The 13,425-nt window shown below is 37.2% G+C and carries 8 protein-coding genes; 6 read left to right on the plus strand and 2 right to left on the minus strand.

The window, feature by feature from the left end; translation table 11 throughout:
- The first annotated feature begins 131 nt into the window (after positions 1-131).
- Complete coding sequence (locus tag ACY2RS_RS06995; protein WP_490097913.1) at positions 132-2,924, plus strand: TonB-dependent receptor; 2,793 nt, start codon at positions 132-134, stop codon at positions 2,922-2,924.
- Between the two features lie 38 nt (positions 2,925-2,962).
- Positions 2,963-4,144: a multidrug transporter gene (locus ACY2RS_RS07000; protein ID WP_490097914.1), complete on the plus strand. Its 1,182-nt coding sequence runs from the start codon at positions 2,963-2,965 to the stop codon at positions 4,142-4,144.
- A 92-nt stretch (positions 4,145-4,236) separates the two neighbouring features.
- On the opposite strand, the gene ACY2RS_RS07005 is transcribed toward ACY2RS_RS07000, so the two are convergent.
- Complete coding sequence (locus tag ACY2RS_RS07005; RefSeq protein ID WP_490097915.1) at positions 4,237-4,602, minus strand: toxin-antitoxin system YwqK family antitoxin; 366 nt, start codon at positions 4,600-4,602, stop codon at positions 4,237-4,239.
- A gap of 389 nt (positions 4,603-4,991) precedes the next feature.
- On the opposite strand from ACY2RS_RS07005, the gene ACY2RS_RS07010 reads away from it, so the two are divergent.
- The 4 genes from ACY2RS_RS07010 to ACY2RS_RS07025 all read left to right on the plus strand — a co-directional run bounded on the left by ACY2RS_RS07010 (position 4,992) and on the right by ACY2RS_RS07025 (position 10,764).
- On the plus strand, positions 4,992-6,194 hold the full coding sequence (locus tag ACY2RS_RS07010; protein WP_490097916.1) for a porin: 1,203 nt from the start codon (positions 4,992-4,994) through the stop codon (positions 6,192-6,194).
- A gap of 66 nt (positions 6,195-6,260) precedes the next feature.
- The gene (locus ACY2RS_RS07015) at positions 6,261-8,507 is read left to right on the plus strand and encodes an inorganic phosphate transporter (protein WP_490097917.1); all 2,247 of its coding nucleotides are present in this window, start codon (positions 6,261-6,263) and stop codon (positions 8,505-8,507) included.
- A 77-nt stretch (positions 8,508-8,584) separates the two neighbouring features.
- Positions 8,585-9,715 carry a chromate efflux transporter gene (chrA, locus tag ACY2RS_RS07020; protein ID WP_490097918.1) on the plus strand — a complete coding sequence of 377 codons (1,131 nt, stop codon included), beginning with the start codon at positions 8,585-8,587 and terminating at the stop codon, positions 9,713-9,715.
- Between the two features lie 350 nt (positions 9,716-10,065).
- Positions 10,066-10,764, plus strand: a complete 699-nt coding sequence (locus tag ACY2RS_RS07025) for a DUF6503 family protein (RefSeq protein ID WP_490097919.1) — start codon at positions 10,066-10,068, stop codon at positions 10,762-10,764.
- 136 nt (positions 10,765-10,900) lie between these two features.
- Here ACY2RS_RS07025 and ACY2RS_RS07030 read toward each other — a convergent pair whose 3' ends face one another.
- A complete protein-coding gene (locus ACY2RS_RS07030) occupies positions 10,901-13,411 on the minus strand; it encodes a ribonucleoside-diphosphate reductase subunit alpha (RefSeq protein ID WP_490097920.1) in 2,511 nt (836 codons plus the stop codon).
- Positions 13,412-13,425 lie beyond the last annotated feature (14 nt).

Raw genomic sequence — 13,425 nt, forward strand, 5'->3', positions numbered from 1 at the left:
CAAAATTATGTGCCATAACATAGTCGTAGACTTCTTAACAATTAGATAACCTATGCATCACGAAAGCATAATATTTGGATAACATGAACTTTACAAAGCCGCCGCATCTTTGCCCCAAATTAAAACACCTAATGAAAAAGATTTTTACAATAGTAGTATTGGCAATCACCACCATATCATTTGCACAAACTGGAGCTGTTAAAGGAACATTGACAGACAAACAAATGAATAATGAACCGCTACCTTTTGCCAACGTCCTTATTAAAAATACAACCAAAGGAACTACTTCAGATTTTGATGGGTTATATATCATAGAAAACCTTGACGATGGAGACTACATTGTTGAGTTTAGTTTTGTAGGATACGAAACCATTGAAAAGCCAATTACCATTGTTGGTGGAGAAACGGTTACGCTTGATGTAACGCTTGGTGCCAGTGCAGCCGCTTTGGATGAAGTTGTCATTAAAACGAGTGTTAGAAGAGATACCGAAACCGCTTTATTACTAGAACAACAAAAAGCAACCACTATTAAAGAAAGTATTGGCTCTGATCAATTAGCAAAAATGGGTGTTAGTGATGCTGCAGGTGCTACTACAAAAATTTCAGGAATCTCCAAGCAACAAGGTGGCGGAAATGTATATGTAAGAGGTCTTGGTGATCGTTACTTAAATACCACCTACAATGGTTTGTCTTTACCTTCTAATGATATTGAGAAGAAAAACATGGACCTCAACTTATTTGGAACCGACATTATTCAAAGTGTCTCGGTAAGTAAAACATATGCGCCAGAATTTTATGGCGACTTCTCTGCAGGAAATGTAAACATCAATGCAAAAGAATACTCTGGCAAAGGATTTCTAGATATCGATTTAGGAACTGGTTTTAACTCCAGAGCTATTGGTCAAGACTTTGTAAAAAGTGAGGGAACTGGAAATTTTGGTTTCTATAATAGGTATGACAACAATCCATTTGCAGTTATTTTATCGCATGGCATAGATCCTGTAGACGCTGGAACTCCAATTCAATACAATGGAAGCATTGCAGGAGGAAGCTCTTTTAATTTTGGAGAAGAAGCCAAGCTTAGCTTTTTTGCAACACTTGCCTTTAATAATGATTTCGAATACAGAAAAGGAAGTGCTGTAGACTTTACTACCATCGAGAAAAAACGTTTTGATGCTGTGGAAGAATTTGAAATGTCTACCACCACAACAGCAATGGCAAACATTATATTTAGAGCTAATAGCGATCATAAATTTAGATTCAACTCTCTGTTTATTAACAACTCTAGTGATGAAGTTGGGTACTTTGGTGTTGACGGAAATGGAACGAATAGAGATGCTATTTTGGACACCGATAGAGGTTTCTACCAAAGCAATATACAGTTTACACAAGACATGATTTACGTAAACCAATTGCTAGGTTCTCACAAATTAAATGAGAAGTTAACAGCAGATTGGGGTGTTGGTTACAACAGAGTAAACTCAAGACAACCTGATAGAAAACGTATTAGTGTAGAGCGTTTTGATTTGGCACTAGACAATGATCCAAACACTAATCCATCATTCTTTAATAACATCCCTTTTGATAACCAACGTTATTTCCAAGACATTCAAGATACCGAAATCAATGGTAAAATTGATTTTAGTTATACAGCTTCGGAAATGGTAACACTCAAAGCGGGTTACAATGGCCGAAATAAGGAACGTACCTTTGAAAACATTCGTTACGGATATGATTTTATTGAACCAAACACTCCCGTAACAGACGTAAATAACCTAGATACCATTTTCAACTTAGATGGTTTAGGAACTACCTACAACACTTTTGTGTTTAATGCATTAGATCCAGCCAACGGATTAGGAAACACAAACTTACCTGGTGCTCCAGAAAATACCTATAAAGGTTCACTTGATGTGTATGCAGGACATCTTGCTGCAGAAATAAAAATTGACTCTTCATTTACAGTAACACCTGGTGTTCGTGTAGAATCGTTACAACAAGAAATCGAGTACGACGTAATTAACCTATTGCCTACAGACCCTGGTTTTAGAGAAGCTAGCGAAACTTACATATTACCAAGTTTGAATGCAACATACAAAGTAAAAGAAGATCAAAATTTACGTTTCTCTTTTTCAAACACTGTTTCCTTCCCAGAATTTAAGGAGGTAACACCATTTGTCTATGAAGATGTAACACAACGTGTAGGTGGTAATCCAGATTTATTAAACGACCCTTCGTTTTCAAAAATTTACAACATCGATCTTAAATATGAGTGGTTCTTCGGAAAGGGTGAAATCTTTTCTGCGGCTGCTTTCGGAAAACAGATCAACGACCCAGTAAACAAAGTAATTGCAAACGATGCAACGGGAACCCAAAGATATTTCAGAACAGGAGATAAAGCCGAAGTTGTAGGTGCAGAAATCGAGCTTCGTAAAAACCTTTTGTATAACATCGATGAAGATGGAGATAAAGACAAAGCATTATTAAGTCTTGGTTTTAACGCAACCTACATGTATACAAAGCAAGATTTAAAAAGCTCAACAGGTTTATTTACAACCACATTTGAAGAGGGAAGAACTGAACAAATACAAGGTGCCTCTCCTTTTATTATGAATACAGATCTACGCTATAGCCCAGACTTTGGAAACTACAAGCCTACGGCAAACATTGTGTTCTCTTACTTTAGTGATCGTATCGATGCTATTGGATCTGGACAGTTAGGAAACATTATAGAAAAAGGGATTCCCGTACTAGACTTTGTATGGAAAAACAAAATAGGAGAACACTTTGAATTGGATGCGAGTGCCAAAAACTTACTAGATCCAACCATCAATTTTGTACGTGAAACAGACTTTGAAGATGTGACCATTTCTTCTTACAAGAGAGGTATTAATGTTGCATTAAAACTAAAATACAACTTTTAATCAATCAAAAATCGAACATAACTCTAAAATTAACTACTATGAAAAAATCAATTTTATTTTCAGGTTTATTAGCTGCAGCCGTAGCATTTATAAGCTGTGAAGCAGACGACACATCAGACATCATCATCGAAAACAACCAAGGCGGTGGCGGTGGAGATGACACCCCAATAGACTTAAATATTGGAGGAGTAAAAACAGCTGATTTCGCTTTAGAAATCGGTCAAGAATACACCCTTACGGAAGCGCTTATCATGACCGAAGGAACTACCTTAACCATTCCAGCTGGCGTTGTAATTAAAGCAAATCCAGGAGCTGGTGTTTATATTGCTATTGCTCAAGGAGCAACAATATTAGCTGAAGGAACTTCTACAAATCCAATTGTTTTAACTTCTAATGTAGCAACTCCTTCTGCTGGAGACTGGGGCGGACTTATTGTCTTAGGAAAAGCACCTATCAACTCTGTAGTAGGTGGCGATGCAACATCTACAAGTGAAATTGGTGGCTTACCGTATGGAGGAAGTAATGCTTCAGATAGTTCTGGTGTTATTAAGTATGTACGTGTAGAGTATTCTGGTGGAGCTGCAGATGCATCCAGTGAGAACAACGGTTTCTCTTTTTACGGCGTTGGAAATGGAACTACAGTACAATACATTCAAGCTTTTGAAGGAAAAGATGATGGAATCGAATTCTTTGGAGGAACTGTAAATGCTAGTTTTATTTCTGTCATTGGATCACAGGATGATTCTGTAGATTGGACCGAAGGTTTCTCTGGTACTTTAGAAAATGTATATGTAGAACACAGAGTATCTCACGATAAAGGATTTGAATGTGACGGTTATAATGTTGACATAGGAAATAACTCTAGCCCTTTATTCTGGTCTAAACCAACGGTTAACAATGTAACAATAGTAGGTAGAGGTTCTGCAACAGAAAATGAAGCCATTCGACTTAGAGAAGGAACACAAGGTTTGTTTAACAATATAGAAATCATAGGCTTTGAAGAAGGTTTCGACTTGGATGGAAACACAGAAGAAAGCCCAACGGGTCAGGGAGTATTAGATGGAAATCTTGCCGTAGATGGTGTAGTATTTACAGATGTAATTACGAAAGTAAAAAATGACACTGAATTCGTTTTTGATGAAGCCGACTTTATCTCTAATGACGGAACAGCAACAGGTGCACAATACAACACCTGGAACAGTGGTTGGACTCGCAACTAACAATATTTGAAATAGCCAAGGTACATTTGTATCCATAAAAAAGTCCCTCACCATGTGAGGGACTTTTTTATGTTTTTATATTCTTTAAATAATTATGGTCTATTTGTCACAACACGAGTGTCTGTAACTTTCCAAGTCTTTACTTCAGCAATGTCTGAGTTTGTATAAGACACTTCTTTAATAGTATCCCCTTGGTAAAACATCCATGTTCCTACTTTAACACCTTTGTCATAAGAAGCAACTGCAGTTTTATTACCTTCAGCATCATAACTTATCCATTCACCATCAAGTTTATTATCTGAGGTATAAAAACCAGTTTGCGCAACCGCTCCATTGTCATGGTATAATGTTGCTTCAATGGTATCACCATTTAATACATATTCATTCTTCGTATCGTCTTGTGCAAATGTAAATTGTACGGCTAGTACCATTGCAAAAATCATCATTGTCTTTTTCATAATTTGGAGTAATTGCTATTAATAACATAAAATTATAACAAAATTTACATTTACGCAATATTTTGGTAACATTAAATTTACATTAAATCCATAATGTATTGATAATAAGTGTTTTAAATTTTTGTCTGCAAAAGTATAATTTTAATAATTTGGTAATATTCCCATTACGTAGAAGCTACATTGATGCATTTACTTTGTATTTGCGCATGAAAATCACTTTAGTTTTTGTCGACTAGTATTTTAGCGTAGGGACTGTCTTTATAGGCAGTCCTTTTTTATTTGGGCTAAAATAGTATTTAAAAACAATAGAAAGTTAATCTTTGCTTAACATTTGGTTAACATGTATTGTAGACTTTTGCGTCAGACAAAAACTAAAATAGATTTTCATAATGAAATTACATTACCTACTTATAGTAGCAGTATTCTCTTTTTGCTACACTACAAATGCACAAACCATTAGCGACAGCAAATTTGGCAAAGGACTTATAAACTTTGTGGCCAAAGACAGCTCTTTTAGTGTAAAGTTTGCCCCACGTATGCAAGCGAGATTTAACACCCAATGGGACCATGATGGTGACCAGTACGGAAAACCAGATCAAAATTTCTCTATTCGTAGAGCTCGTTTAAAATTTGATGGTTTTGCATACTCTCCAAAACTTAAGTATAAAATAGAATTAGGACTTTCAAACAGAGATGTTTCTGGAGGAAGTGATTTTAACCGTAACACACCTCGTATCATTTTAGATGCCGTTGTAAAATGGAATTTCTACCAAAACTTCGAGCTTTGGGCAGGTCAGACTAAATTACCTGGTAACGTAGAGCGTGTGGTTTCTTCTGCAAACTTGCAATTAATAAATCGTTCTTTACTAAACAGTAATTTTAACATTGACCGTGATATTGGAATACAAGTACGTCACCATGCAAATCTCGGCGGAAATTTTATGATTCGCGAAAAAATTGCTATTTCTCAAGGAGAAGGAAGAAACATCACAGAAGGAAACGAAGGTGGTCTTCAATACACAGGACGTTTAGAAATGTTGCCTTTCGGAAAGTTTAGTTCTAAAGGAGATTACTCACAAGGAGACTTAAAACGTGAGAAAGCACCAAAATTAATGGTAGGTCTTACCTATGACTATAATAAAGATGCTGTAAAAACAAGAAGTAATTTAGGAAGTTACATGTTTTTGGAAGACGGTTCTCTATACGAAACAGATATCACAACCATATTTGCTGACGCAACATTTAAATACAATGGAATTGCCTTTGTAGCAGAATATGCAAAACGTGACGCAGATGAAGCGGTTGCTGTAAATGCAGATGGAACAGAAACTGGAGACATCGTAAGAGTGGGTAATGCATTGAACATGCAATTAAGTTACTTACTTAAAAACAACATAGAAGTAACAGGTCGTTACACTACATTAGATTTTGATGACATTACAGGAAGAGATCCTCAGGATCAATACACACTTGGAATTTCTAAGTATGTTGTAGGTCACAAATTAAAAATACAAGCAGATGTAAGCTACAGCACCAAAGACGGTGATGAAGACAACATCCTATTAAGAACAGGTTTCGATTTACATTTTTAATAACAATTTGGTAACAAATGTGCACTGCAAAATAGTGACATTTGCACCATGATAACACAGTACATTATGGACAACATTTATTTATTAATGTTAGTAGCATTAACAATACTTGCAGTTGCAGATATTGTTGTAGGAGTTAGTAATGATGCCATTAACTTCTTAAACTCGGCCATTGGTTCTAAAGCCTTATCGCTTAGAACGATTATGATCGTTGCCAGTCTTGGTATTTTTATAGGTGCCGTTTACTCAAGCGGTATGATGGAGGTAGCCCGAAAAGGAATCTTTGTTCCCGCGATGTTTACCTTCGATGAGATCATGATGATCTTCATGGCAGTAATGATAACAGACATTCTGTTACTCGATTTCTTTAACACGCTAGGCCTACCAACATCAACAACCGTATCTATTGTATTTAACTTACTAGGTGCTGCTATTGTAATTTCTTTGATAAAAATAAGTGGTACAGATGGAGCTACATTAGCAGATTTAGGAGAGTACATAAACAAAGAAAAAGCCCTTACTATTATTAGTGGTATTTTACTATCGGTAGTCATTGCCTTTAGTGTTGGTGCTATTGTACAATGGATCTCTAGAAGAATATTCTCTTTTCATTTCGACAAAAAAATGAAAAACTTTGGAGCCATCTTTGGTGGCGTTGCCTTAGCAGCTATTCTATATTTCATTTTTATGAAAGGTCTTAAGGGTTCTCCTTTTTACAAAGACTTAAAAGGATATCTTGAAGGGAATGAGTATGTGGTAATGGCTGTGAGTTTTGTATTCTTTACATTGTTCTCATATGCCTTCCAAAAAATTACTAAGAAAAGTATCTTATTGGTAGTAATCGCTGTGGGTACTTTTGGGTTGGCACTTGCGTTCTCTGGAAATGACTTGGTAAACTTTATTGGAGTCCCAATGGCAGCATACCATTCGTATGAAGCATGGTCTGCCTCTGGAGTTGCAGCAACAGAGTTCACTATGGAAGTATTAGATAAGAAAATGCCAGCAGAGCCTTTCTTATTATTCATCGCTGGTGGTATCATGGTAGCAACCCTTTGGCTCTCTAAAAAAGCAAAAACAGTAGCAGAAACAGAATTAAGCTTATCACGTCAAAACGATACACATGAAAAGTTTCAACCTAACATGTTGTCTAGAGGAATTGTAAGAGGAACAACGTGGTTATCAAATGCTATTAGCGGTATTATCCCTAAAGCTTCTCAAGAAAGAATCAACGCAAGTTTTACAAAGCCAGATGCAAAAGTACTTACCAAAGACGAAAGTATTGATGCTCCTGCCTTTGATATGATTAGAGCTTCTGTAAACCTTATGGTTGCCGGAGTACTTATCTCTATTGCAACATCAATGAAGTTGCCTTTATCTACAACCTATGTAACCTTCATGGTTGCCATGGGTACGTCTCTTGCCGATAGAGCTTGGGGTAGAGAAAGTGCTGTATATCGTGTAGCAGGTGTATTAAATGTAATTGGTGGTTGGTTTTTCACAGCATTTGGAGCCTTAATCGCTGCAGGTACAGTGGTATTCTTAATTAGCTGGAATAAAGCCGTAATGGTTCCTATTTTACTTTTAATTACAGTGCTTTTACTAGTAAGAAACTACCTCTCTCACAAAAAGAAAAGCACTACCAAAGTAGATCCTAAAAGCTTAAAGAAATCTGAAAGTAGTACCGTTCAAGGTATCATTACCGAGAGTGCAGATAACATTTCTAATGTGGTTTCTAGAACGAACAAAATCTACACAGATGTATTAAAAGGTCTTGCCAAAGAAGATGTCAAGAAACTCAAAAGAAGTAGAAAAGGTGTCGAAAAATTAGATCAAGAAGTTGAAGATCTAAGAGACAACATCTTCTACCTTATCAAAAACCTAGACGAAACAAGTGTACGTGGAAGTAGCTTCTATATTACCATATTGGCATACTTAACAGACATGACCCAGTCGCTAGACTTTATCTCTAAGAAAAGTTACAAGCACATTAACAACAATCACAGAAAATTAAAATTCAACCAAATTAAAGACCTTCAAGAAATTGATGATTCTTTAGAAGGATTATTGGCTGAGATTGAAGAAGTGTTTAACAGTCGCAAGTTCGAAAGAATTAGCTATGTATTGTCTAGAAAAGAAGAAATCATGACGCTTCTCAACGACAAGATTACAAAGCAAATCGAACGTACAAGAACCGAAGAAGAGAGTCCGAAAAACACGTCGCTTTACTTCAACATCTTGTTAGAGACAAAAGACTTGATGACAAGTATTATGAACTTAATGGATGAGTACTACACTAGTTACAAGAAAGAGTAAGTTATCATTCAACGTTATACCAAACCCCATTTTGTTTACATCATGGGGTTTATTATTTTTAAACCAAACTTGTATCTATGTCGCAATCTAATAAACTCAAAGAAGTAGCCATTGTGTTTTTTAAACTCGGGCTCTTTGCGTTTGGGGGTCCTGCAGCCCATATTGCCATGATGGAAGATGAAGTGGTCACTAAGCGTAAATGGATGACACGCGAGCATTACCTAGACCTTATTGGAGGCACCAACCTCATTCCAGGACCCAATAGTACAGAAATGACCATGCATTGTGGCCATGAACGTGCTGGCGCTAAAGGACTTTTTGTGGCAGGCATTAGCTTTATTTTTCCTGCGGTTTTTAGTACAGGTATTCTGGCTTATTTATACGTTTCGTATGGCACCCTTCCCGAAGTGCAACCCTTTGTAAAAGGGATACAACCTGCCGTACTAGCTATTATTGCCTCTGCTATTTTAAAATTAGGCAAAAAAGCCATCAAGATTTGGGAACTCGCCATCCTTGGAGTCCTTATTGTAATGGCGAGCTTATTAGGTGTTCATGAAGTACTCGCTATGTTAGCAGGTGGTGTTTTTGGAATGCTCTATTTTATACTCAAAGACAAGCTTCAAAACACTACAAATACCATTGCACCTTTTTTGTTGCTATTTACTTCTTCGGAAATGTTAGCAAAACTAAGTTCGGTTTCTATTTTCTTGAAATTCCTAAAGGTCGGAAGCATTTTATACGGTAGCGGTTATGTGCTCTTTGCTTACCTCGATGCAGAACTTGTTACTAACGGACTCCTAACACAAGCCGAACTCCTAGATGCCATTGGTATTGGCCAGTTTACACCGGGTCCTGTACTTTCAACATCTACATTTATTGGCTATCAATTGGGCGGTTTCTGGGGTGCTATTGCAGCAACTACAGGAATCTTTTTACCTTCTTTCTTGTTTGTGTGGATTTTAAATCCATTGATACCTAAAATGCGGAAGTCTGAAATACTCAGCTATTTTTTAAACAGTATCAATGTGGCAGCTGTGGCGGTAATGCTCGCAGTATTAATTACCATGAGTCAACAAACTTTGGTGTCTTGGCAAGCAATTATTATTGCGCTAATAAGCGCGCTACTCGTCTTTAAATTTAAAAAAGTATCTGTTATTTGGGTCATCATCATTGGGGCCGTTCTTGGCTATATTTTACATTTATTTTAAATAAAATTCTAAAGAATACTCAATGAGTTTATTCTTTTTTGCATCGCCCAAAAAAGAACCAAAAAAGTCTAGCCTAGAACCTACTCAGTCACCCATAACGTTTAAAAATACTAAACAAAATAAACTCACCTCTTACTACGCATCCCTTAACTTTAATTATTCTTTTCTAGAGGCTCAAACAGTATTTTGTTTTTAACGTATTTTCAAACTATAGGTCCCAACTTCTTAGCTTAAGGCAATTTCAGTTAGTATAAAATAATTATTGACAAAATGCAATATAATCTTACACTGCTTCATCATAATCACATTCTTAATTATATTAGTACCTTGCCTTTTTAAAATCCATTTTTATGAAATTTTACTACACCCTTATATGCCTTTGCTGCACTTTTTTAACCACAAATGCTCAAACGATGAGCGGAAAAGAATTGCTGGACAAAGCCATTCAATTTCATGACCCTTCAGGAGCTTGGGCTACATTTAATGGAACGCTCGATGTAACAATGGAACTTCCCAAAGGCCCTAACAGAGATAGTAAAATTGACATCAACCTCCCCCAAGAATATTTCAGTGTAACTGCAAAAAGAGATACCGTAGTGACTACCTATACCTTAGCAAAAGACGTATGCACCACCTCTATTAAGGAAGTAAATCCAAAAGCCAAAAGAACCCCTTGCGAAACAGCAGCCCTTTATAAAAACTACTACACTTATCTCTATGGTTTGCCTATGAAGTTAAAAGATCCGGGTACTAACATTTCAGAAAAAGTAAGCAGGCAAAACTTTAAAGGAAAAGACTATTTGGTGCTTCAAATAACCTATGATGAAGCAGTAGGAAGCGATGTTTGGCAATTCTATTTTGACCCAACCACCTATGCCATGGAAATCTACCAATTCTTTAAAGGAGACCCAGCTGGTGCTGGCAAAAACACGGGTGAGTACATCTTGTTAAAAGATCTAAAGACGATTAATGGCATCAAATTTCCGAAGGACAGAGCCTGGTACTATAACAAAGACGATGGGTATTTAGGGACAGATGTGTTGAAGTAGAAAAATAGCTGCTATTTCGTTAAAGTCATCTTAGTTCTCGTCCCGAAACTTCGGGACCGCTCGAACAGACAATAAAACAAAAAAAGGGAAGCCAATCAAGCTTCCCTTTTTTTATACACTTAAAAATTAAAAATAATTAAGACCCACACATCAAACAATCATCATCTGGGCCTCCATTTTGAGATTTTTGCATCATCTCTCTAAATTCTTGTGCAGACATAGGCGCTTGCTCTGTGGCTGTATTGCCCATAGGTGCTTGCGGCGCAGGTGTTGGCGTTGGTACAGGTGCTGGTGCCGTTCCTAACACTCCATCTGCATCGATCGCTGTAGTAGACAGTTCTGCTACGGGTACTGTTGCTGGTGCAGGTTGCTCTTGTTTTGCCTCATTATTTAAGGTAAACTTAATCGCATCTACCGCACTCTTCGTACGCAGGTAGTACATTCCTGTTTTTAAACCACTCTTCCATGCGTAGAAATGCATCGATGTTAGCTTCGCATAGTTTGCATTCTCCATGAATAAGTTCAATGACTGAGACTGGTCAATAAAGTATCCTCTATGACGAGACATGTCAATAATATCTTTCATGGAAAGTTCCCATACCGTCTTGTATAAGTCTTTCAAGTCTTGTGGAATGTTGACGTCTTGTACCGAACCATTGTTACGCATAATTTGCTCTTTCAAGGTATCGTTCCATAAGCCTAATTGTACTAAGTCTTCTAGTAAGTGCTTGTTGACAACAATAAACTCACCACTTAATACACGTCTTGTGTAAATATTACTGGTGTATGGCTCAAACGCTTCGTTATTTCCAAGAATTTGCGACGTAGATGCTGTTGGCATTGGCGCAACTAATAACGAGTTACGAACACCATGCTCTAGTACTTGCTTACGTAATTTTGCCCAGTCCCAACGACCACTTAATTCTGAATCTTCTATACCCCATAAGTTGTGTTGGAATTTCCCTTCACTAATAGGAGAACCTTGATAGCTTTGGTAAGGACCATCTACTTGCGCTTCTTCCATAGAAGCCGTTACTGCGGCAAAGTATAAGGTTTCAAAAATTTCTTGATTTAACTTCTTTGCTTCGTCACTTGTAAAGGGTAAACGCAACATAATAAAGGCATCTGCCAATCCTTGGATTCCAAGCCCGATAGGCCTGTGCCTAAAGTTACTGTTCTCTGCTTCTTTTACAGGATAGTAGTTACGATCAATTACTTTATTTAAGTTTTTAGTTACACGCTTGGTTACTCTAAATAATTCTTTGTGATTAAACTCCCCATTTTTAATAAACATCGGTAAAGCAATAGAAGCCAAATTACAAACCGCTACCTCATCTGGAGATGTATACTCCATGATCTCTGTACATAAGTTTGAAGAACGAATGGTTCCTAAATTTTTCTGGTTACTCTTACGGTTGGCTGCATCTTTATACAACATGTAAGGCGTTCCAGTTTCAATTTGAGATTCCATGATTTTCTCCCAAAGCTGTCTTGCCTTGATAGTCTTTCTTCCTTTTCCTGCCGCCTCGTAACCAAGGTACATTTCGTCAAACTCTTCTCCGTGAACGTTGAATAAGTTCGGGCATTCGTTTGGACACATCAACGTCCACTCCCCATCTTCTTCTACACGCTTCATGAACAAATCTGGAATCCACATCGCGTAAAATAAATCACGCGCACGTTGTTCTTCTTTTCCTGTGTTTTTTTTAAGATCTAAGAAATCAAAAATATCTGCGTGCCATGGTTCTACATAGATAGCAAAACTACCTTTTCGTTTTCCACCACCTTGATCTACGTAACGTGCAGTATCATTGTACACACGTAACATAGGTACAATACCGTTTGAAGTACCGTTAGTTCCAGAAATATACGAACCCGTTGCACGTACATTATGTATAGACAGACCGATACCACCAGCCGATTGTGAGATTTTTGCAGTTTGTTTTAAGGTATCGTAAATCCCGTCTATACTATCATCTTGCATTGCTAGTAGGAAGCATGAAGACATTTGCGGTTTTGGCGTACCACTATTAAATAAGGTTGGTGTTGCATGGGTAAAGAACTTTTTACTCATGAGCTCATAGGTCTCTTTTGCAGCCTCAAGATCGTTTAAGTGAATCCCAATAGAAACACGCATTAACATGTGCTGTGGACGCTCAGCAATTTTTCCGTTTAACTTTAATAAGTACGAACGTTCTAATGTTTTAAACCCAAAATAATCGTACCCAAAATCACGGTTATAGATAATCGTAGAATCTAGTTCTTCTTTGTTATCCATAATTACTTTATACACTTCGTCGCTCAATAAAGGAGCATCTTTCCCAGTTCTAGGGTTTACGTAGGTGTACAAATCTTCCATTACCTCACTAAAGGTTTTCTTTGTGTTTTTGTGTAAGTTAGAGACAGAAATACGTGCCGCCAATCTCGCATAGTCAGGATGCGATGTGGTCATGGTTGCAGCAACTTCGGCAGCTAGATTATCTAGTTCACTTGTGGTCACACCATCGTACAATCCTTCAATAACACGCATCGAAATACGTACTGGATCTACTAGTTCATTAAGTCCATAGCACAATTTTCTCACACGTGCTGTGATCTTATCAAACATGATGGGTTCTTTGCGGCCGTCTCTTTTTACTACATTCATATCTAGTTGGGTTT

The organism is Patiriisocius sp. 208BN25-11 (genome assembly GCF_058147145.1).

What these genes read in the sequence shown, in the direction of transcription:
- ACY2RS_RS07015 (WP_490097917.1), top strand. Translation starts at nt 6,261, where the DNA reads ATGGACAACATTTATTTATTAATGTTAGTAGCATTAACAATACTTGCA.
- ACY2RS_RS07025 (WP_490097919.1), top strand. Translation starts at nt 10,066, where the DNA reads ATGAAATTTTACTACACCCTTATATGCCTTTGCTGCACTTTTTTAACC.
- chrA (WP_490097918.1), top strand. Translation starts at nt 8,585, where the DNA reads ATGTCGCAATCTAATAAACTCAAAGAAGTAGCCATTGTGTTTTTTAAA.
- ACY2RS_RS07005 (WP_490097915.1), bottom strand. Translation starts at nt 4,602, where the DNA reads ATGAAAAAGACAATGATGATTTTTGCAATGGTACTAGCCGTACAATTT.
- ACY2RS_RS07030 (WP_490097920.1), bottom strand. Translation starts at nt 13,411, where the DNA reads ATGAATGTAGTAAAAAGAGACGGCCGCAAAGAACCCATCATGTTTGAT.
- ACY2RS_RS07010 (WP_490097916.1), top strand. Translation starts at nt 4,992, where the DNA reads ATGAAATTACATTACCTACTTATAGTAGCAGTATTCTCTTTTTGCTAC.
- ACY2RS_RS07000 (WP_490097914.1), top strand. Translation starts at nt 2,963, where the DNA reads ATGAAAAAATCAATTTTATTTTCAGGTTTATTAGCTGCAGCCGTAGCA.
- ACY2RS_RS06995 (WP_490097913.1), top strand. Translation starts at nt 132, where the DNA reads ATGAAAAAGATTTTTACAATAGTAGTATTGGCAATCACCACCATATCA.